Below are 20873 nucleotides of genomic sequence, written 5' to 3' on the forward strand. Positions count from 1 at the left end.
CCGCAGAATGGGTTGCAGAAGGTGCGCCTCCACGCTCATACGGAGCAGGGGGGACCCCCTTGGTCAGTGAACTGGACAGCCGCTGGGCAGTTGATCGCTCGGGCGCGGACGTTGACGCGGCCCCCTGGTCCGCTCCGCCCGCCACCCGTACGCATTCGGCTCCCCGGCGCACCCGTGAGACGGCGTAGGAGAGAAGCGAGACCTGTGAGTGCTGCGACGACGCGAAGCCGTACCCCTGACCGCCTGTGCGCCGAGGCGGTCGACCTAGCCCGCGAGGCGGCGGAGGAAGCCGCCGCGCCCGGGGTGGTCGGCGAGCATGTTGGCCTGATGTCGGAGGGCGACCGGGTCGTCACGCACTTCTTCGAATGCAAGGAGTTCGGCTACCGGGGCTGGCGCTGGGCGGTGACCGTCGCGCGTGCCTCCCGCGCCAAGCTGATCACCCTCGACGAGACGGTGCTGCTGCCCGGCCCCGACGCGCTGCAGGCCCCCGAGTGGGTGCCGTGGAGCGAGCGGCTGCGCCCCGGCGACATGGGCCCCGGCGATCTGCTGCCCACCGAGGCCGACGATCTGCGGCTCGAACCCGGCTACACGGGTGAGGACGCGCCGCCGCCCAACGCGGTGGTCTCCGAGGAGATGGCCTCGCGGGTCGAGGCGGAGGACGCCGAGCTGGCCGACCGGGACGCCCCGGTGGGGACGGCGCGCGGGTCCATCGCGGCGGTCGCCGACGAGCTCGGCATGCGCCGGGCGCGGGTGCTGTCGCGGTACGGGCTGCACGCGGCGGCGGACCGGTGGGAGGAGTCCTTCGGCGGCAAGACCGCGATGGCTCAGGCGGCGCCGGCCTCCTGTGTGTCCTGCGCGTTCCTCGTGCCGATCGCCGGGTCGCTCTCCCAGGCGTTCGGTATCTGCGCCAACGAATTCGGTCCTGCGGACGGGCATGTCGTGGCGCTCGACTACGGCTGTGGCGGGCACTCCGAGGCGGCGGTCATGCCGAAGCCGCCCCGGCCGGCTGCGCCGGTGCTCGACACGGTGGCGCCGGATCCGTTCGCCCTGCGGCCGGGCTCGGGCGGTTCCGTGCCGGATGCGCCGGACCCCACGGAAGACCTGGGCCACTCCTGACCCCGGGCCCCCCGGGGGGCCCTCAAACGCCGGACGGGCTGGGGATGTGCGTGCTGCCCGGCACCCGTGCCGCTAGGGGCGCGGGGAACTGCGCGAGACGCGGGCACGGTCCGCAGACGTAGGCGGGGTTGCCTGGGGCTCCGCCCCGGACCCCGGTTCGCGCCTTGAGGGCGCTCGTCCTCAATCGCCGGACGGGCTGAGGTGGCCTTGGCCAGGCACTCTGCCAAGGTCAGCCCACCTGGGGGCGCGGGGAACTGCGCGGGACGCGGGCACGGTCCGCAGACGAAGGCGGGGTTGCCTGGGGCTCCGCCCCAGACCCCGTTCGCGCCCGAAAGGCGCTCGTCCTCAATCGCCGGACGGGCTGAGGTGGCCTCGGCCAGGCACCCTGCCAAGAGCAGCCCACCCAGCGGTGGCCCCCGCCAAGCACCCTGCCGAGAGCAACCCACCCAGCGGTGGTCCCCGCCGGGCACCCTGACCAGAGGAGTCCGTCCAGGGACACGGGATTGCCGGGGTGGGGGCCGGGCGGGGTACCTTCGGGCCGCGGTCCCGGCAACGCGGGGCAGGACAGAGCGGAGTACGGCGTGATCGTCAAGGCGATGGCGGCCGAAGGGCCCGACCCCTTCGGGACGGCGCGGCTGCGACGAGGCGTCCTGAACGCCTGGGGCGCGGGCCCCGCCCGATTCCGCGAGGACGCCAACGCCGAGGAGGACCTCGCGCTCGGCGGCTACCGCGACCGCCTCGTCGTGGAGCTCGCCCAGAACGCCGCCGACGCCGCGGCCAGGGCCGGCACCACCGGCCGGCTCCGTCTGACCCTGCACCCCGCCGGCCACGGCAACCCCGCCGTCCTCGCCGCCGCGAACACCGGCGCCCCCCTGGACGCGATCGGCGTCGAGTCGCTCTCCACCCTCCGCGCCAGCGCCAAGCGCGCCGACACCGAGGTGGCCGTCGGCCGGTTCGGCGTCGGATTCGCCGCGGTGCTCGCCGTCAGCGACGAGCCCGCCGTGGTGGGCCGCACCGGCGGCGTGCGCTGGTCGCTCGGCGAGGCCCGCGAGCTGGCCGCCCAGGCCGCCCTCGCGAGCCCCGGCCTCGGCGACGAGCTGCGCCGCCGCGAAGGCCACGTACCGCTGCTCAGGCTGCCGCTGCCCGCGGAGGGCGCCGCCCCCGAGGGGTACGACACCGTCGTGGTGCTGCCGCTGCGCGACGGTACCGCCGAGGACCTCGTACGCCGCCTCCTCGACGGCATCGACGACGCCCTGCTCCTCACCCTGCCCGGCCTGTCCGAGATCGTCGTGGAGACCCCGGACGCCACCCGGGTGTTGAGGCGGTCCGTGCACGACGCGTACGTCCACATCGACGACAGCCGGGACCAGAGCGTCCACCGGTGGCGGACCGTCAGCCATCACGGGCCCATCGGCAAGGAGCTGCTCGCCGACCGGCCCGTCGAGGAGCGGCTGCGTCCGCACTGGACGGTGACCTGGGCGGTCCCGGTCGACGAGGACGGCGCGCCCGAGCGGCCCCGTACCGCCGCGGTCGTGCACGCGCCCACCCCCACCGACGAGCCGCTCGGCGTGCCCGCGCTGCTCATCGCCTCGTTCCCGCTGGACACCGCGCGCCGCCACCCCGCGCCGGGCCCGCTCACCGACTTCCTGGTGGAGCGCGCCGCCGACGCGTACGCCGAACTGCTCGGCGCCTGGCGGCCGGTGGCGACCGGCACCGTCGACCTGGTGCCGGGCCCGCTCGGCCGGGGCGAGCTGGACGGCGCCCTGCGCGCGGCCGTCCTGCGCCGGCTGCCCCGCGTCGCGTTCCTGGCGCCCGCCGCGCCCACCGAGGAACTCCTCGCGCTGCGCCCCTTCGAGGCGGAGGTCGTCGAGGGCGCGGGCGCCGACACCGTGCGCGTACTCGCCGAAGTGCTGCCCACCCTGCTGCCCGCCGGGCTCGAACGCCGCCCGGAACTGCGCGCGTTGGAGGTCGGACGGCTCTCGCTGGGTGATGCGATCGAGCGCATCGCGGGGGCCGAACGCGCCCCCGAGTGGTGGCACCGGCTGTACGAGACGCTCGCCGGGGTCGACCCCGACCGGCTCTCCGGGCTGCCCGTGCCGCTGGTCGGCGGCCGTACCGCGATCGGGCCCCGGCAGATCCTGCTGCCCCTCGCCGACACCCCCGCCGACCTGGGACGACTCGGTCTGAAGGTCGCGCACCCGGATGCCGCCCACCCGCTCCTCGAACGGCTCGGCGCGCTGCCCGCGACACCGCGCGCGGTCCTGACGACCCCTCAGGTGCGGGCCGCCGTCGCCGCCTCCCTCGACAGCGGGGAGATCTGGGACGAGGACGCCCTCGACCCCGACGAACTCGCCCACATCGTGCTGGCGTTGGTGCGTGAGGCGGATCTCGAACCCGGTGACGAGCCCTGGCTCGGCGCGCTCGCGCTGCCCGACGAGGACGGCGAACTCGCCCCCGCCGGCGAACTCGTGCTGCCCGGCCCGCCCTTCGCCGCCATCATCCGCGAGGGTGAACTCGCCGAGGTGGAAAGGGAGTTGGCGGACCGCTGGGGCGAGCAGCCGCTCACCGCGTGCGGGGTGCTCGCCACGTTCGCCCTCGTACGGGCCACCGATGTCGTCCTCGACCCCGACGAACTGGAGCCCCGCGAGGGAGACTTCGCCGAGCCGGACGACGCGGGGCTGCTCGACGCGGTCGACGTGTGGTGCGAGGACGTCCTCGACCGCCTCCCGGACTCACCGGTGCCGCCCGTCGCCACGGAGATCGTCGCCGTGCGCGACCTCGACCTCGTCGACGACGACGCCTGGCCGCAGGCGCTCGCCCTGCTCGCCCAGCCTCCGCTGCGGGACGCCCTGATCCAGCCCGTACGCGTCCTGCTGCCCGACGGCACGACGGAATCCGTCCGCCCCCACACCGCCTGGTGGCTGCGCGACCACCCGGTCCTCGACGGCCGGCGCCCCGCGGGTTTGCGGGCGGCCGGCTCCGACCCCCTGCTCGCCGGTCTGTACGAGTCCGTCGACGCGACGGGCTTCGACGACACGCAGGTCCTGCGGGCGCTCGGCGTACGCACCTCGGTGGCGGCGCTGCTCGACGAGCCGGGCGGCGCGGCGGAGCTCCTCGGGCGGCTCGCGGACGTCACCCGCCCGGTCTCCGCGGCTCAACTCCACGCGCTGTACACGGCGTTGGCGGAGCTCGACCCGGAGCAGGTGACGCTGCCGGACGAGCTGCGGGCGGTCGTGGACGGGGAGGTGCGGGTCGTCGACGCGGCGGACGCGGTCGTGGCGGACGCGCCCGATCTGCTGCCGCTGGCCGCGGGCCGTGCGCTGCTCCCCGTCGCGCCGGCGAGGGCGGCCGACCTCGCGGAGCTGCTCCAGGTGGGGCGGCTCAGCGAGGCGGGGGGTGCGGAGGTCACGTCCGAGGGCGCCTCGCACGCGGTGCCGGACGCCGTCCGGGCCCTGCTCGGCCCGGCCGCGCCGTCGACGTACGTCGAGCACGAGGCGCTGCTGGCGGGCGGGGTGGAGCTGGACTGGCGCCGGGCGGAGGACGGGGTGGTGCACGCGTCGACCCTGGAGGGGGTGGCGGCGGGCCTCGCCTGGGCCTCGGCGCAGTGGCCCCGCCGGTTCGAGGTGGCGGCGCTCCTGGAGGACCCGTCCCGCACGGCCGAACTGGCCCGAGACCGCTGGTTCGACTGAACCCCGGCCCCGCACCGGGGGAGCCGGTCCCGCCCGACCCGCGCAGTTCCCCGCGCCCCTGGGTGGGTTCCCCTTGGCAGGGTGCCTGGCCTCGGCATCTTCAGCCCGTCCGGCGCTTGAGGACGAGCGCCTTTCGGGCGCGAACGGGGTCTGGGGCGGAGCCCCAGGTCCTGAACCCCAGCCCCCCTTCCCACCCCCGGAGGGTTTCGGGAAGGGGCGGGGTGGGGCATCCCGGGGCCTGGGGCGAAGCCCCAGCAACCCCGGCCGGCTTTCGTCTGCGGACCGTGCTGGGGCACCCGCGCAGTTCCCCGCGCCCCTAAGGAGGGCACCCGGCACCGAGCGACCGCCCGCGCCCACCGCGGCGGAGCCGCGCAATCGGCACAGCCCCGCGCCCCTAAAGACGTAGGGCACCCGGCACTCCCCGGGCTAGTCGGGCCAGCGGCGGGTTACCCAGCGCCAGGTCAGTTCCAGGGCGGCGGAACCCACCACCGCAACGCCGACGGCAGTCCACGGCATCACCGCCCCCACCAGCTTCAACGCGAAGAAGTGCTGCAACCACGGCACCGCGAGCACCAGCAGGAACGCCACGCCCATGGAGAGGACCAGCACCACCCGCCACCACGTGTACGGCCGCGCGATGATCGCCAGCACCCACATCGACACCAGGAACAGCGTCAGCGTCGTCACGCTGGTCTCCGCGTCCAGTTCGCCCGGCCCGCTGTAGTACGACCGCGCGATCATGTACGTCACGAACGTGGCCACCCCCGCGATCACCCCGCTCGGAATCGCGTACCGCATCACCCGGCGCACGAAGTGCGGCTTGGCGCGCTCCTTGTTGGGCGCGAGGGCCAGGAAGAACGCCGGGATGCCGATGGTGAAGGTGGACAGCAGGGTCAAGTGGCGGGGCAGGAAGGGGTATTCGACCTGGGAGCACACCACCAGGACGGCGAGCAGCACGGAGTACACCGTCTTGGTCAGGAACAGCGTCGCCACGCGCGTGATGTTGCCGATCACCCGGCGCCCCTCCGCCACCACCGACGGCAGCGTGGAGAAGCTGTTGTTCAGCAGGACGATCTGGGCGACCGCCCGCGTCGCCTCCGAGCCGGACCCCATGCTCACGCCGATGTCCGCGTCCTTGAGCGCGAGCACATCGTTGACGCCGTCGCCGGTCATCGCGACCGTATGGCCACGGGACTGGAGGGCGGCGACCATGTCGCGTTTCTGTTGCGGGGTGACCCGGCCGAAGACCGAGTTGGCGTCCAGCATGTCGGCCATCTCGGCCTGGTCGGTGGGGAGGTGGCGGGCGTCGACGGTGTCGGCCGCGCCGGGCAGGCCGAGCTTTCCGGCGACCGCGCCCACGGAGACCGCGTTGTCGCCGGAGATGACCTTGGCCTTGACGTTCTGGTCGGCGAAGTAGCGCAGGGTGTCGGCCGCGTCGGGCCGCAGCCGCTGTTCGAGGACGACGAGCGCGGCGGGCTCGGCGTCGGACGCGATGGCGGGGTCGTCGAGTTCGCGGGAGCCGCGGGCGAGGAGCAGGACGCGCAGGCCCTGCTCGTTGAGCGCGTCGATCTCGGAGAGCGCCGGGTCGCCCTGCTCCAGGAGGACGTCCGGCGCGCCGAGCAGCCAGGTGCTGTTCTCGCCGTCGCCCTCGCTGAACGCGGCGCCGCTGTACTTGCGGGCCGAGGAGAACGGCAGCGACTCGGTGCAGCGCCACTCCTCGCTGTCCGGGTAGGCGTCGATGATCGCCTGGAGCGAGGCGTTGGGCCGAGGGTCGGACTCGCCCAGCGCGCCGAGCACCTTGCGTATGTACGCCTCGTCCGAGCCGTTGAGGGGGCGCAGCTCGCTGACGTCCATGCCGCCCTCGGTGAGCGTGCCCGTCTTGTCGAGGCACACCACGTCCACGCGGGCCAGGCCCTCGATCGCGGGCAGCTCCTGGACCAGGCACTGCTTGCGGCCGAGGCGGATCACGCCGATCGCGAAGGCGACCGAGGTCAGCAGGACGAGGCCTTCCGGGATCATCGGGACGATGCCGCCCACGGTGCGGGCGATGGAGTCCTTGATGTTGTTGTCCTTGACCACCAGCTGGCTGATGACCAGGCCGAGCGCGGTGGGGATCATCATCCACGTGACGTACTTGAGGATGGTGGAGATGCCGCTGCGCAGCTCGGAGTGGACGAGCGTGAACCGGCTGGCCTCCTCGGCCAGTTGAGCGGCGTACGCCTCGCGGCCCACCCGGGTCGCGGTGAATGCGCCGCCGCCCGCGACGACGAAGGCGCCCGACATCATCTTGTCGCCGGGCTTCTTGAGGACCGGGTCGGCCTCTCCGGTCAGGAGCGACTCGTCGACCTCCAGGCCGTCGGCCTCGACCGCCTCGCCGTCCACCACGATCTTGTCGCCGGGCCCGAGTTCGATGACGTCGCCGAGCACGATCTCGGAGGTGGGGATCTCCACGGCGGCCCCGTCGCGCCGCACCGTGGGCCGTGCCTCGCCGATGACGGCCAGGCTGTCCAGGGTCTTCTTGGCGCGCATCTCCTGGATGATGCCGATGCCGGTGTTGGCGATGATCACGAAGCCGAACAGGCTGTCCTGGATCGGCGCCACGACGAGCATGACCGCCCAGAGCACGCCGATGATCGCGTTGAACCGGGTGAAGACGTTGCCCCGGACGATCTCGGCGGTGGAGCGACTGCTGCGCAGGGGAACGTCGTTGACCTCGCCGCGCGCCACCCGCTCGGCGACCTCGGCCGTGGTCAGCCCGCCGGAGCGAGGCTCCCGCTCGGGCAGCCGCATGGGGTGGACGGGGTCGAGTTCCGCCCCGGCGTCGATGTTGGCGCGCTGCGTCATGAATTCGACGGTACGGGGGGATGGGCCGCTTCACCTGCTGGGACGGTCGAACATCCGACTCCGGGAGGAGACGAATGGTCCCTGGGCGGTACGAGGGTCCCGGAAGTCAGCGACCTTCGGCCCTTGCGCCGTCGGCCGGGCCCGCCGCCTGTTGTGCGGCGTGCCGCTTGAGCGCCGCGTCGCGGCCCCGGACGTACCAGACGCCGATGAGGCCGAGGCCGCCGCCGGCCAGGCAGGTCCACACCCACCAGGTGTGGCCGTGGTCGTCGAACCAGCCGTAGAAGGGGAGCTGGACGAGGAAGAGGACGAACCAGAGGATCGTTCCGCCGGTGATGGTGGCGACCACGGGGCCCTCAAGGGGCTCCGGCGCCTCGTGCTGGGGTGTCCACTTCGCCATGCGATCAGTGTAGGGCGCGGCCTTTCCCGGGTTTCCGCTGCTGGTCCGGCCCGGTCCCGGGCCGGGCGGCCCTTAGGTCTACGCGCGGAGATGGTGATCTTCGACTTATGTATTCATACTGAAACTGCTTACGGCTGACTCATTCTGTTCGGTAGAACATCCAAAGAAGTTCGGGTACGTGCCGTTTTCCCCGCCCCTTCACGACTGAGGTCCCGCATGTCCCCCTCGGCCCCCGACACGGTCGACGCCGCAGCTCAGCCGCCGGCATCCACTCCGCCGGTCAACGGACTCGACCGCTATTTCAAGATCTCCGAGCGTGGTTCCACCTTCGCCCGTGAGATCCGTGGTGGGTTCGCGACCTTCTTCGCGATGGCCTACATCATCGTGCTGAACCCGATCATCCTCGGCAGCGCGAAGGACATGTACGGGCATCAGCTCGACAGCGGGCAGCTGGTCACCGCCACCGTGCTGACCGCCGCCTTCACCACGCTGCTCATGGGCGTCATCGGCAACGTGCCGATCGCACTCGCGGCGGGGCTCGGCGTCAACACCGTGGTCGCGCTGCAGCTCGCTCCCCGGATGAGCTGGCCCGACGCCATGGGCATGGTCGTGCTGGCCGGCTTCGTGGTGATGCTGCTCGTCGCCACCGGGCTGCGCGAACGCGTCATGAACGCGGTGCCGCTGGGGCTGCGCAAGGGCATCGCCATCGGCATCGGCCTCTTCATCATGCTGATCGGCCTGGTCGACTCCGGCTTCGTCTCGCGGATGCCGGACGCCGCGCACACCACGGTGCCGCTCCAGCTCGGCGGCAACGGGCATCTGCTCGGCTGGCCGGTGCTCGTCTTCGTCCTCGGCGTGCTGCTCACGCTCGCGCTGATGGTCCGCAAGGTGCCGGGCGCGATCCTCATCTCGATCGTCGCGATGACCGTCCTCGCGATGATCATCAATGCGGTGGCGACCGTGCCGTCCTGGGGTCTGACCACCCCGAAGTGGCCGGGCAACCCCGTCGACGCCCCGGACTTCGGGCTCGTCGGCCAGGTCAGCCTGTTCGGCGGGTTCTCCCGGGTCGGGGTGCTGACCGGCATCCTGTTCGTCTTCACCGTGCTGCTGTCGTGCTTCTTCGACGCGATGGGCACGATCATGGGCATCAGCGACGAGGCGGGGCTGACGGACGCGCAGGGCAACATGCCCGGCATGAACCGGGTCCTGTTCGTCGACGGCATCGCGGTCGCGGTGGGCGGGGCGTCGTCCTCGTCCGCGACGACGTGCTTCGTGGAGTCCACGGCGGGGGTCGGCGAGGGGGCCCGGACGGGGTTCGCGAACGTCGTCACGGGCGCGCTGTTCACCGTGGCGCTCTTCCTCACGCCGATCGCCACGATGGTGCCGTCCCAGGCGGCCACGCCCGCGTTGCTCGCGGTGGGCTTCCTGATCCTTTCCGGATCGATCCGGGAGATCGACTGGGCGGACTGGACGATCGCGATTCCGGCGTTCGTGACGATGCTGATGATGCCGTTCACGTACTCGATCACCAACGGCATCGGCATGGGCTTCATCACCTTCACGGTGCTGCGGCTCGTGGCCGGGCGGGCCCGCGAGATCCCGATCGCGATGTACATCGTGTCGGCGGTCTTCGCCTTCTACTACCTGATGCCGGCCCTCGGCCTGACGTAGCCCGCTCGTCCTCAATCGCCGGACGGGCTGGGGTTGCCGATGCTGGGCATGCCGCCAAGGCCAACCCCGCCAGGGGCGCGGGGAACTGCGCGGGACGCGGGCACGGTCCGCACCCGAAAGCGGGGTTGCCTGGGGCTCCGCCCCAGACCCCGTTCGCGCCCGAATGGCGCTCGTCCTCAATCGCCGGACGGGCTGAGGTGGCCTCTGCTGGGCATGCCGCCCAGGTCGCCCCACCTGGGGGCGCGGGGAACTGCGCGGGACGCGGGCACGGTCCGCACCCGAAAGCGGGGTTGCCTGGGGCTCCGCCCCAGACCCCGTTCGCGCCCGAAAGGCGCTCGTCCTCAATCGCCGGACGGGCTGGGGTGGCCTTGGCCAGGCACCCTGCCAAGAGCAGCCCACCTGGGGGCGCGGGGAACTGCGCGAGACGCGGGCACGGTCCGCACCCGAAAGCGGGGTTGCCTGGGGCTCCGCCCCAGACCCCGTTTCGCGCCTTGAGGGCGCTCGTCCTCAATCGCCGGACGGGCTGAGGTGGCCCAAGCCAGCCGGCATCGAGCAGCCGGACGGGCTGAGGTGGCCCAAGCCAGCCGGCATCGAGCAGCCGGACGGGCTGAGGTGGCCCAAGCCGGCCGGCATCGAGCAGCCGGACGGGCTGAGGTGGGCCGGGGGGCTGAGGCCGGCCGGTGTTGGGTGGCTAGGCGGCGCCATAGAACCGCTCCGTCTCGTCCACCGCCGCCTTGAACCGCTCGTCGAAGTCGTCGCGCATGAGCGTCCGGACCACATAGTCCTGGACGCTCATTCCGCGTTTCGCGGCATGCCGCTTGAGCCGATCGAGCAGCTCACCGTCTATGCGCAGGCTGAGCACGCTGGTCCCCATGGAGCGAGGGTGGCCGCACGCCACGGCCCCGCGCGGCGGTTTTCGTCGAGTACTCACTCGTTCGAGTGATAGTTCCGGACCGGCCCCGTTGCCCCCGGGCCACGTGTGGCGCTGGACACCCACGATTCCGGTGGTATTTAGCCAGAGTAATGAGTTACGCTAACAAACATGTCTGACCCTTCCCACGGCACTGGCGACAACGCCGCCGCCGTGAACTCCCTGCGCTCGGCCGTCATGCGGCTGAGCCGGCGCCTCAAGCACCAGCGCGTCGACGAATCGCTCAGCCCGACCGAGATGTCGGTGCTCGGCACACTCTTCCGCTGCGGCTCGGCCACCCCCGGTGAGCTGGCCCGCAAGGAGCACGTACAGCCGCCGTCGATGACCCGAATCGTCGCACTGCTTGAGGCAAAAGGCCTGGTCAGGCTGGAGCCGCACCCCGATGACCGCCGCCAGAAGGTGGTCAGCCAGACCGAAGAGGCCGAGGCGATGCTCGAAGAGAGCCGCCGCAAGCGCAACGCCTGGCTGGCCTCCCTCGCGGAAGGTCTGGACGAGGACGAATGGGCGAAGCTGCGCGCGGCCGCCCCGGTCCTGGAGAAGCTCGCACATCTGTAAACGCGCATCGCAAGGAGGCGAGCCCTTTTGAGTACGGGATCCGGAGCAGACTCCGCCCCCGCACCTACCCCTACCTACAACAAGCGCGGTGGGGGGACGTTCTCCTCACTCGGTGTCCGCAACTACCGGCTGTTCTTCAGCGGTGCCATCGTGTCCAACATAGGCACCTGGATGGCGCGGATCACCCAGGACTGGCTGGTCCTGACCATCACCGGATCATCGGTCGCGGTCGGCATCACCACCGCCATGCAGTTCCTGCCGATGCTCCTGTTCGGCCTGTACGGCGGCGTCATAGCGGACCGGTTCGCCAAGCGGAACATCCTGTTCGTGACGCAGGCGGCGATGGGCCTGGGCGGCCTCTTCCTCGCCGTGATGACCCTGTCCGGGCACGTCCAGGTGTGGCACGTCTACCTGACCGCCTTCTTCACCGGCCTGGTCACCGTCGTCGACAACCCGACCCGGCAGTCCTTCGTCTCCGAGATGGTCGGACCCGACCGGGTGCGCAACGCGGTCAGTCTGAACTCGGCGAACTTCCAGTCCGCCCGGCTCGTCGGCCCCGCCGTCGCCGGCCTCGTGATGGCGGCCGTCGGACCCGGCTGGGCGTTCCTCGCCAACGGCCTGTCGTTCACCGCGCCGCTGATCATGCTGTCGCTGATGCGCACCAAGGAGCTCCAGCCGACCAAGCTCGCCCCGCGCGGCAAGGGCCAGCTGAAGGAGGGGCTCGCGTACGTCTCCGAGCGGCCCGAGCTGATCTGGCCGATCGTGCTCGTCGGCTTCGTCGGCACCTTCGGGTTCAACTTCCCCATCTGGCTGAGCGCGTTCGCCTCCGACGTCTTCCACGGCGACTCCGGCATGTACGGCATGTTCAACAGCCTGATGGCGATCGGCTCGCTCGTCGGCGCACTGCTCGCGGCCCGCCGCTCCACCACCCGGCTGCGCATGCTGGCCGGCGCCGCGGTGCTCTTCGCACTGCTGGAGATCGTCGCGTCCGGTTCACCCGACATCGGCGTGTTCATGGCGCTGCTCATCCCCGTCGGCATCCTCGGTCTGACGGTCAACGTGACCGCCAACGCCTCGGTGCAGATGGCCACCGACCCCGAGATGCGGGGCCGTGTGATGAGCCTGTTCATGATGGTCTTCACCGGCGGCACCCCGCTCGGCGGCCCGCTCTTCGGCTGGCTGACCGATGTCTACGGCGTCCGTGTGAGCCTCGCGCTCGGCGGTCTCATCTGCGGTGCGGCGGCCGTCGGCGTGGGCCTGATGCTGGCCCGAGCGGCCAACCTGCGCCTGAAGGTCGACGTGCGCCGCGGCCACCGCCACCTCGCATTCGTCCCGAGGAACCCGGCGCTTGTGACCGCCGCCTGACGCCCTCCGGGGCGCCGTACGCGGACTCGGCCCGGCCCCCTCGCGGGGAGCCGGGCCGTTCTGCGTCACGGCGGCGCTTCCGCTCCACGGGCCCGCCCGGCAGCGGGCCGCCCGGCGCGGCCGGTTACGCTCAGGGGGTGGACCCGAAGACCAGGAACCGGATCATGGCCGGTGTGCTCGTGCTGATGTTCGTCGTGGTGGCGGTGGCGGCCGCCGCCCGCTGACCCCGACCGCCCCGCCGAGGAAGTTCCGCGGTGCCCCCGCGGTGTCCGCGAGGGCACCGCGAGGGTTCCGGACCCTGTGCGCGCCGGCGCCTACCAGGCGAAGGCCTCCGGGGACGGCCCAGGGCCGGGGAAGATGGCGTCGAGCGCGGTCAGGAACTCCTCGGGCAGGTCGATCTCGACCGCCCGCACCGCCGCGTCGAGCTGCTCCGCCGTACGCGGGCCGACGATCGGGCCCGCCACTCCGGGCCGGGTGAGCAGCCAGGCCAGGCCCACCTCCGCCGGGTCGAGGTCGTGCTTGGCGACGAGCTCCTCGTACGCCTCCACCTGCCGGCGCACCCCCGGAGCGGCGAGCGCCTGCGCCGCGAGGCCGCCCTGCGAACGGCCCGCCGTGCCCTCGCGCTCCTTGCGCAGGATGCCGCCGAGCATGCCGCCGTGCAGCGGCGACCAGGGGATGACCCCGAGCCCGTACTCCCGCGCCGCCGGGATGATCTCCATCTCGGCGCGGCGTTCGGCGAGGTTGTAGAGGCACTGCTCGCTGACCAGGCCCATCCGCCCGGTGCGGGCGGCCAGCTCGTTGGCCTGGGCGATCTTGTAGCCGGGGAAGTTCGACGAACCGGCGTACAGGATCTTGCCCTGCGTGATGAGGACGTCGATGGCCTGCCAGATCTCCTCGAACGGGGTCAGGCGGTCGATGTGGTGGAACTGGTAGACGTCGATGTGGTCCGTGCGCAGGCGCTTGAGGGAGGCCTCCACGGAGCGGCGGATGTTGACCGCGGACAGCTTGTGGTGGTTGGGCCACGGCTCGCCCGCGGCCATGTTGCCGTTGAGCTTGGTGGCGAGGACGGTCTTGTCGCGGCGGTCGCCGCCCTGGGCGAACCAGCTACCGATGATCTCCTCGGTACGGCCCTTGTTCTCGCCCCAGCCGTACACGTTGGCGGTGTCGAAGAAGTTGATGCCCGCGCCGTGCGCGGCGTCCATGATCGCGTGGCTTGCGGCCTCGTCGGTCTGCGGTCCGAAGTTCATCGTCCCGAGGACGATCCTGCTGACCTGGAGACCCGTGCGTCCGAGCTGCGTGTACTTCATGGGCAACCAGCCAACGTCTTCGAGCGCGCTCAAGGCAAGGGGCCGGGCGGGGCTTTCGGAGCTCGCCCCGCCCCTGCCCGTGTGCGGCCTACCAGGCGAAGGCCTCCGGCGACGGGCCCGGACCGGGGAAGATCTCGTCGAGTGCGCCGAGCAGCTCCTCGCTCAGCTCCAACTCCACGGCACGCAGCGCCGACCGGAAGTGCTCGGGGGTGCGCGGTCCCACGATGGGGCCGGTCACGCCGGGCCGCGTGAGCAGCCAGGCCAGCGCCACCTCGCCCGGGTCGAGTTCGTGCTTGGCGAGCAGGTTCTCGTACGCCTCGACCCTGGCCCGCATGGCGGGATCGGCCAGGCCCGCGGCCGAGCGGACGCTCTTGATGCTGCGCGAGCCCGTGCCGTCGCGCTCCTTGCGCAGCGCGCCGCCGAGCAGGCCCATGTTCAGCGGCGACCAGGGGATGACGCCGAGCCCGTACTCCTGGGCGGCCGGGATGACCTCCATCTCGGCGCGGCGTTCGGCGAGGTTGTAGAGGCACTGCTCGCTGACGAGGCCGACGCGTCCGGTGCGGGCGGCGATCTCGTTGGCCTGGGCGATCTTGTAGCCGGGGAAGTTGGAGGTGCCGGCGTACAGGATCTTGCCCTGCGTGATGAGGACGTCGATGGCCTGCCAGATCTCCTCGAACGGGGTGTCCCGGTCGACGTGGTGGAACTGGTAGATGTCGATGTGGTCGGTGCCGAGCCGCTTGAGCGAGGCGTCCACGGCGCGGCGGATGTTGACCGCCGACAGCTTGTTGTGATTGGGCCAGGCCGCCTTGCGCCAGGTCGAGCCGGGCGTCATGTCCCCGTACAGCTTGGTCGCCAGGACGACCTTGTCGCGGCGGTCGGCGCCGCCCGCGAACCAGGAGCCGAGGATCTCCTCGGTGCGGCCCTTGCTGTCGTCGTCGGGGCCGTAGATGTTGGCGGTGTCGAAGAAGTTGACGCCCGCGTCGAGGGCGGCGTCCATGATCGCGTGGCTGCCCGCCTCGTCGGTCTCGCCGCCGAAGTTCATCGTGCCGAGGACGAGACGGCTGACCTGGAGTCCGGTGCGTCCGAGCTGTGTGTACTTCATGCGTCCATCAAAGCCGGTTCGTGTGCGCTCGAAGCAAGTCCTGGCGTCAACTCCCCAGCCAGCTCGACGCGTCGAGGCGGAAGGCCTCCGGCGGTACGGCCGTGCGCAGCGACGCTTCGAGCCCGCGCAGCCGGTCGTGGCCCAGGACGTCGGCCCAACTCCCGCGCAGCTGGTCGAAGATGGCCGCCGAGCGTGCGAGGGCGTCGAGGCCGCGCGGGGTGAGCCGGACCAGTTTGCGGCGGGCGTCGCCGGGGTCGTCGGCGCGTTCGGCGTAGCCGAGGGCGATGAGGCGGTCCACCGTCTTGCCGGCGGCCTGCTTGGAGACGCCGAGCCGTCGGCCGATCTCGCTTGCGGTGGATCCGGGGAGCCCGATGGCCTGGAGCGCGAAGCCGTGGGCCGGGCGCAGCTCGGGGTGGCCCTGGCGGGCCAGCTCTGCGTGCAGCCGGTCGATGAGCGAGCGGAACCCGGCGAGGAGGAGCAGGGGCAGCTCGTATCCGGGCGCGTCGGGGGCGGGTGCGGGGCCGGGCCCTGGGCCGGGTGCGGGATCGCTTCCTGGACCGCTTCCGGGCGCGCCGGTAGCGCGCCCGCCGGTCTTGGCGTTGCGCGAATGGACAACCTGGTTTACCGTTTTTCCGTCAACCACGTTGTCCATTCTAGTTCCGGGCGCCGCCGTATGCGCGGCACCCGGCCGTACGGAAGCAGGGCCTCACGATGTTCACCGAGCACACCCTCGAATCGGCTCCGGCCGCCGCGCACAAGTCGATGGAGGTCACCGTCCGCCACCTAGGCCGGCTCACCCCGCCCGTCGCGCGGATGGCCACGTCGCCGCACCTCCTCGACGGCTTCCTCAAGCTGAACGGCATCTTCGAGCAGACCACCCTCGACCCGGTCGCGCGCGAGGTCCTCGTCATGACGGTCGCGGTCCGCAACGAGTGCCACGTCTGCGTCGCGATGCACACCGGCAGACTGCACGACCTGGGCGCCGACGAGGAGCTCGTGGCCGCCCTCCATGAGCGCCGCCCGCTCGCCGACCCCCGGCTCGACGCCGTACGCCGCTTCACCCTCGCGGTCCTCGCGAAGGCGGGCGGCGTCGAGGACGAGACCGTCGAGGACTTCCTGTCGTACGGCTACACCGAGCAGAACGCCCTCGAAGTGGTCCTCGGGATCGGCACCTACACCCTGTCCACCTTCGCGAACCGGCTGACCGGCGCGGGCATGTGAGGCGTCAACCCACCCTGTTCGCAGGTCACTTGGAGCCGATGGGGCCGATGTAGGTCCCGGGGTGGGTGGCGCCGTCCTGGAGCAGGACAGCGGAGAAGGTCCAGGGCAGGGTGTGGGAGTGGGTCTCGTCCGGCGGGGTGACCACGATCTCCTTCGGCGTGAACTCCTTGCCGTCGCCGCTGTGGAACGGCAGGTAGAAGAGGGTGAAGGTGGTGGTCGCGCCCGGCCGCACCGTGACCGTCGCCGGCGACTCGGCGGTCCCGCGCGTCAGCGACCAGCGGGTGGCGCCGCCCACCAGGTCGACCCCCGGATAGCCCCTCATCGCGCAGGGCTTGGCGGCCCTGTTGGTGAGGGTGACGGTGATGGCGCCCTGCGAACCCTCCGACCGGGCGCCGCTGCCGGGGGCGACGGCGAAGGCGAGCTGCGAGGTGAGGCAGTGAGAGCCGGCGGGCCCGGCGCCGGTGCCCGTCCCCGCCCCCGTCCCCGCCCCCGTGTTCGTGCCGCCGCCGGAGCTTCCGCCGGAGGGGGCCATGGTGCGGCCGCCGTCCGCGCCGGGGGAGCCGGACGGGGAGCCGGTGCCGGTGGCGCTGGGGGAGTCGGGGGTCGCCGTGCCGGATCCGCCGCCGGTGCCGCAGGCGGTCAGGGCCAGGGTCAGACCGGCGGTGAGCAGGGCGAGGGTGGTGAGGCGTGCGGTGTGGGGGCGCGACACGGTCGACCTTTCGTGGGGGGAGGGTGAGGGGCGTTTCGTGGTTCCGTTCGACTGCTGGGAGGATCGTGTCCGGAAGGTACGGATCGGTTGGTGGACCGGTGAGGAGACACTGACATGGTGGCGCCCGTCGCGGTGACCTGCCCACACGGACACGGACACGGACGCAGGCACGGATGGGGGGTGCGGTGATGGAGGCCGTCGACCGAGCCTTCGCCGCTGCGCTGTACACCGAGGGCGACGCCGCCCTCGACACCGGCGCCTCGCTGCTCGCCTCCGCGCCCGGCGCGGACGCCGAACTCGCCCTGCGCGGGCGGGAGTTCGTACGCCGGGCCTGGGAGCGGGGCTGGCATCCCGCCGATGTCGTACGGATCGTACGGCGCGACCTGGACGAGCCGCACGTACGCGTCCTCAGCGGGCTGATCCGCGACGAGCTGGCCCGCTACGAGCGGCTGCCCGCGCGGTGGCCGGAGCAGGTGGACGCGCTGCCGCGCGAGGCGTGGCGGGCGGACCGCTTCTCGTACGCCACCGCCGTCCTGGAGCTGTACCGGCTGCTGCTGGCACTGCCCGCGATCGAGCCGGCCGGGCCCGTGCCGGGCGCGTCCCTGCTCGGGCCGCCGGTGCACGGCGAACCGAAGGCGCTGGCCCGGATCCGGGCACTGCTGGCCAAGGCCGAGGCGACGGGGTTCCCCGAGGAGGCGGAGGCGCTCAGCGCGAAGGCGCAGGAGCTGATGGCCCGGCACAGCGTGGACGAGGCGCTGCTCGCGGGGCGCGGGGCCGGCGGGGGCGGCGGGGAGGTGCCGGGGGCGTGCCGGATCGGGGTGGACGCGCCGTACGAGACGGCGAAGGCGATCCTGCTCGACGCGGTCGCCACCGCCAACCACTGCCGGGCGGTGTGGAACTCGGCGTTCGGCTTCTCGACGGTCGTCGGCTTCGAGGGCGACCTGGAGGCGGTCGAACTCCTCTACACCTCGCTGCTCGTGCAGGGCACGGCGGCGATGACGAAGGCGGAGGCGGCGCAGCGGGCGGGCGGGCGCAAGCGCACGAAGACGTTCCGTCAGTCGTTCCTGCTGGCGTACGCGGGGCGGCTCGGGGACCTGCTGTCCGCGACGGCACGGCATGTGGAGGCGGAGTTCGGGGGCGAGGTCCTTCCGGTGCTGGCTACGCGGGCGGTGGCCGTTGCGGGGCGGGCGGAGGAGATGTTTCCGCGGACGGTGTCCACGCGGGTGCGGGGCGTGTCCGACGAGTCGGGCTGGCGTGATGGGCGTGCCGCCGCCGACCGCGCCCACCACCCGGGCCTCCGCCCAGGCATCGAGTAACCCCCGGCTCCGCCGCGGTGGGCGCGGCCGCGTGGCTCGGTGCCGGGTGCCCTACTAGGGGCGCGGGGCTGTGCCGTTTGCGCGGCTCCGCCGCGGCGGGCGTGGGCGGTGGGCTGCGACTCCGGGTGCCTACTTTTTAGGGGCGCGGGGAACTGCGCGACCAGCCCAGCACGGTCTGCACCCGAAAGCGGGGTTGCTGGGGCTCCGCCCCAGGCCCCGGGATGCCCCACCCCGCCCCTTCCCGAAACCCTCCGGGGGTTATGGAACGGGCTGAGGTACAGGCTCCTGGGGCTCCGCCCCAGACCCCGTTCGCGCCTGAAGGGCGCTTGTCCTCAAACGCCGGACGGGCTAAAGCGCGCTCGTCCTCAAGTGCTGGACGGGCTGAAAGGGCGCGCTCGTCCTCAAGTGCCGGACGGGCTGAGGGGGCCGAGGCTGGGCGCCCTGCCAAGGGGAACCCACCTGGGGGCGCGGGGAACTGCGCGAGACGCGGGCACGGTCCGCAGACGAAAGCGGGGGCAGGGGTGGGATAGGAGCGAGAGGGATCCCGGTCCTAGGTGGGGGGAACCGTTACGCTCGGGATCATGAGCTGGCTGCGGGCGTTGAAGGAGACCGCCCGTTCGGGGCTGAAGGTCGAGCCGCGCCGGCTCGAACCCCTCGTCGCGCTGCGCGGCGCAGCCGGCCTCGCCGTGGTCGTCGGCATCAGCCTCACCCTCTTCGGCCCCTCCGTCGCCGCCGGCGCCGCGTTCGGCGCGTTCCAGGGCGCCATCGCCACGTACCAGCGCAGCTGGCGCCCCCGCCCGGTGCTCGCGCTCGCCTCCGGGCTCTCCCTCGCGCTCTCCACCTTCCTCGGCTACCTCGTCGGCACCCACTCCCCGTTCTTCCTGCTGCTGCTCGCGCTGTGGACCTTCCTGTCCGGCCTCGCCTGGGCGGTCGGCCCGACCGTGGGGGTGATCGCCTCGTCCAACGTGGCGATCATGCTGGTCACCGTCACCCTGCCCAGCTCGCTCGCCGAAGCCGCCGGGCACGCCGCGATGATCGCGTTCGGCGGGGTCGTCCAGGCCGCCCTCGTCGTCCTGTTCCCCATCCGCCGCTGGGGCGCGCAGCGCGACGCGCTCGCCGACGCCCTCGCCGCCGAGGCCGACTACGCGCGGCGGCTGCGCCACGACCCGGTCGCCCCGTTCGACCCCCAGCCCCTCATGACCGCCCGGCTCGCCGCCGCCGTCACGCCCCGCGAAGCCCGCCGCCGCCCCTCCGAACTGCACGGCTCCCGCGGTGTCGCCGAGCGGATCCGTCCTGTGCTCGCCTCGCTCGCCGATCCCGCGCTCGGGGTGCCGGAGGAGGGCGAGGAGCGGGACCGCGTACGGGAGTTGCTGGCCGCCGCGGCCACCGTCCTGGACGCCGCGGCCCGCGCGGTCCGGCACGGCGAGGCCGCCGTCATCCCGCCCGCCGCCGAGGCCGCGCTCGCCACCCCCGACACCGGAGCCATCCTCACCGGCCCCGCCCGCCGCGCCGCGGCCCGGCTCATCGCGCTCCTCGCCGACGTCGTCGAAACCGCCCAGGGCGGCGGCACAAGCGCGGGCGCGGAGCCCCTGCTCAGGCCCACCCTGCCGCGTCTGGTCCCGCTCGCCCTGCGCACCATGCGCGCCGAGGCCCGCAACCGGAACTCGCCGGTGTTCCGGCACGCCGTGCGGGTCTGCGCGGTGGCGACGGCCGGCTATCTGCTCGGCTACGTCCTGCCGTTCGGCCACGGCTACTGGGCCCCCATGGCCTCCGTGATGGTGATGCGCCCGGACTTCTCGCTCACCTACGCCCGCGCCGTCGCCCGCTTCGGCGGCACCCTCGTCGGCGTGGCCCTCGCCACCGGCATCGTCCAGCTCACCCACCCCGACACCGGCCTCTCCGCCGCCATCGCGGTGACCTGCGCGTTCCTGGCGTACCTGCTGATGCGTACGGGGTACGCCGTGCTGAGCGGCTGCGTCTCCGCGTACGTCGTGTTCCTGCTCGGCATGGGCGGCCTCCAGTGGACGCAGACCGTGCCCGACCGCGTCTTCCTGACGCTGATCGGCGGGGCGCTCGCGATGATCTCGTACGCCGTCTATCCGGCCTGGGAGACGCCGCGGCTGCGCACCCGCCTCGCCGACTGGCTCGCCGCGAGCGGGCGGTACGCCTCCGCGGTCGTCGACCACTACGCCGACCCCGGCCGCGGCTCCGGCGCGGTCCGCGAGGCGCTGCTCGACACCCGCGCGGCCCGCATCGCCTGGCAGGAGGCGCTCGACAAGGCCACCCACGAGCCGGTGCGCCACCGCGGACTCTCGCGCTCGTCGGCCGAGGAAGCCGCCCACGCGCTGGGCCAGTTGGGGCGTACCGCGATGCTGATGGAGGCGCATCTGCCGGAGGACGGCGCGGTGCCGGTGCCGGCCGCCGCGGAACTCGCCGAGGCGCTGCGCGAGGCCACCGAGCGGGGGGCGAAGGCGGTGCGGGAACGGCGCGTTCCGCAGTGGGAGGAGGTCGAGCGGGCCCTGGCCGCGTGGGACGGCGAGGGGGTGCCCGACCGTGTGGTGCGCGGCGGCGCCGGCCTGGTCCTGCACTGCCTCGATGATCTGACCGACGCCCTGACCGACCCACCGGACACCCCGCAGGCGTGACGACG

At 72.7% G+C, this 20873-nt stretch carries 15 protein-coding genes; 8 read left to right on the forward strand and 7 right to left on the reverse strand.

From position 1 onward, the window contains the following. Window positions 1-204 precede the first annotated feature (204 nt). Entirely contained in the window at window positions 205-1116 is a 912-nt protein-coding gene (locus OOJ98_RS32165) for a DUF3027 domain-containing protein (RefSeq protein WP_267058631.1), read from the forward strand. A gap of 596 nt (window positions 1117-1712) precedes the next feature. Further along, the gene (locus OOJ98_RS32170; protein WP_267058744.1) at window positions 1713-4805 is read left to right on the forward strand and encodes a sacsin N-terminal ATP-binding-like domain-containing protein; all 3093 of its coding nucleotides are present in this window, start codon (window positions 1713-1715) and stop codon (window positions 4803-4805) included. Between the two features lie 426 nt (window positions 4806-5231). Here OOJ98_RS32170 and OOJ98_RS32175 read toward each other — a convergent pair whose 3' ends face one another. Together OOJ98_RS32175 and OOJ98_RS32180 are read right to left on the reverse strand one after the other, a co-directional pair. Continuing rightward, window positions 5232-7649, reverse strand: a complete 2418-nt coding sequence (locus OOJ98_RS32175) for a cation-translocating P-type ATPase (protein ID WP_267058632.1) — start codon at window positions 7647-7649, stop codon at window positions 5232-5234. Window positions 7650-7755: 106 nt separating this feature from the next. Next, the gene (locus tag OOJ98_RS32180; protein ID WP_267058633.1) at window positions 7756-8046 is read right to left on the reverse strand and encodes a DUF2530 domain-containing protein; all 291 of its coding nucleotides are present in this window, start codon (window positions 8044-8046) and stop codon (window positions 7756-7758) included. Window positions 8047-8262: 216 nt separating this feature from the next. On the opposite strand from OOJ98_RS32180, the gene OOJ98_RS32185 reads away from it, so the two are divergent. Next, a complete protein-coding gene (locus OOJ98_RS32185) occupies window positions 8263-9717 on the forward strand; it encodes an NCS2 family permease (protein WP_267058634.1) in 1455 nt (484 codons plus the stop codon). Window positions 9718-10408: 691 nt separating this feature from the next. Here OOJ98_RS32185 and OOJ98_RS32190 read toward each other — a convergent pair. Then, window positions 10409-10591, reverse strand: a complete 183-nt coding sequence (locus OOJ98_RS32190) for a ribbon-helix-helix protein, CopG family (RefSeq protein ID WP_267058635.1) — start codon at window positions 10589-10591, stop codon at window positions 10409-10411. Window positions 10592-10759: 168 nt separating this feature from the next. Here OOJ98_RS32190 and OOJ98_RS32195 point away from each other — a divergent pair, with 168 nt between their 5' ends. Together OOJ98_RS32195 and OOJ98_RS32200 are read left to right on the forward strand one after the other, a co-directional pair. Further along, window positions 10760-11203 carry a MarR family winged helix-turn-helix transcriptional regulator gene (locus OOJ98_RS32195; protein WP_267058636.1) on the forward strand — a complete coding sequence of 148 codons (444 nt, stop codon included), beginning with the start codon at window positions 10760-10762 and terminating at the stop codon, window positions 11201-11203. A gap of 27 nt (window positions 11204-11230) precedes the next feature. Next, a complete protein-coding gene (locus OOJ98_RS32200; RefSeq protein ID WP_267058637.1) occupies window positions 11231-12568 on the forward strand; it encodes an MFS transporter in 1338 nt (445 codons plus the stop codon). A gap of 314 nt (window positions 12569-12882) precedes the next feature. On the opposite strand, the gene OOJ98_RS32205 is transcribed toward OOJ98_RS32200, so the two are convergent. From OOJ98_RS32205 to OOJ98_RS32215, 3 genes are all read right to left on the reverse strand, one after another. After that, window positions 12883-13875: an aldo/keto reductase gene (locus tag OOJ98_RS32205; protein WP_267058638.1), complete on the reverse strand. Its 993-nt coding sequence runs from the start codon at window positions 13873-13875 to the stop codon at window positions 12883-12885. An 88-nt stretch (window positions 13876-13963) separates the two neighbouring features. Beyond that, window positions 13964-14977, reverse strand: coding sequence for an aldo/keto reductase (locus tag OOJ98_RS32210; protein ID WP_267058639.1), 1014 nt, complete (start codon window positions 14975-14977; stop codon window positions 13964-13966). 46 nt (window positions 14978-15023) lie between these two features. Beyond that, complete coding sequence (locus tag OOJ98_RS32215) at window positions 15024-15629, reverse strand: MarR family winged helix-turn-helix transcriptional regulator (RefSeq protein WP_267058640.1); 606 nt, start codon at window positions 15627-15629, stop codon at window positions 15024-15026. 59 nt (window positions 15630-15688) lie between these two features. Between OOJ98_RS32215 and OOJ98_RS32220 the strand changes: the two genes are divergently transcribed. Next, window positions 15689-16198, forward strand: a complete 510-nt coding sequence (locus tag OOJ98_RS32220) for a carboxymuconolactone decarboxylase family protein (protein ID WP_267058641.1) — start codon at window positions 15689-15691, stop codon at window positions 16196-16198. Between the two features lie 25 nt (window positions 16199-16223). Here the strand turns inward: OOJ98_RS32220 and OOJ98_RS32225 are convergent, their stop codons facing one another. Beyond that, the gene (locus tag OOJ98_RS32225) at window positions 16224-16907 is read right to left on the reverse strand and encodes a DUF4232 domain-containing protein (RefSeq protein WP_267058642.1); all 684 of its coding nucleotides are present in this window, start codon (window positions 16905-16907) and stop codon (window positions 16224-16226) included. Between the two features lie 188 nt (window positions 16908-17095). Here OOJ98_RS32225 and OOJ98_RS32230 point away from each other — a divergent pair, with 188 nt between their 5' ends. Both OOJ98_RS32230 and OOJ98_RS32235 read left to right on the forward strand, forming a co-directional pair. Beyond that, complete coding sequence (locus tag OOJ98_RS32230) at window positions 17096-18223, forward strand: DUF2786 domain-containing protein (protein WP_267058745.1); 1128 nt, start codon at window positions 17096-17098, stop codon at window positions 18221-18223. A 581-nt stretch (window positions 18224-18804) separates the two neighbouring features. Beyond that, entirely contained in the window at window positions 18805-20868 is a 2064-nt protein-coding gene (locus tag OOJ98_RS32235; RefSeq protein ID WP_267058643.1) for an FUSC family protein, read from the forward strand. Window positions 20869-20873 lie beyond the last annotated feature (5 nt).

It is taken from the genome of Streptomyces sp. NBC_00083 (assembly GCF_026343295.1).
Taxonomy (GTDB): Bacteria; Actinomycetota; Actinomycetes; order Streptomycetales; family Streptomycetaceae; genus Streptomyces.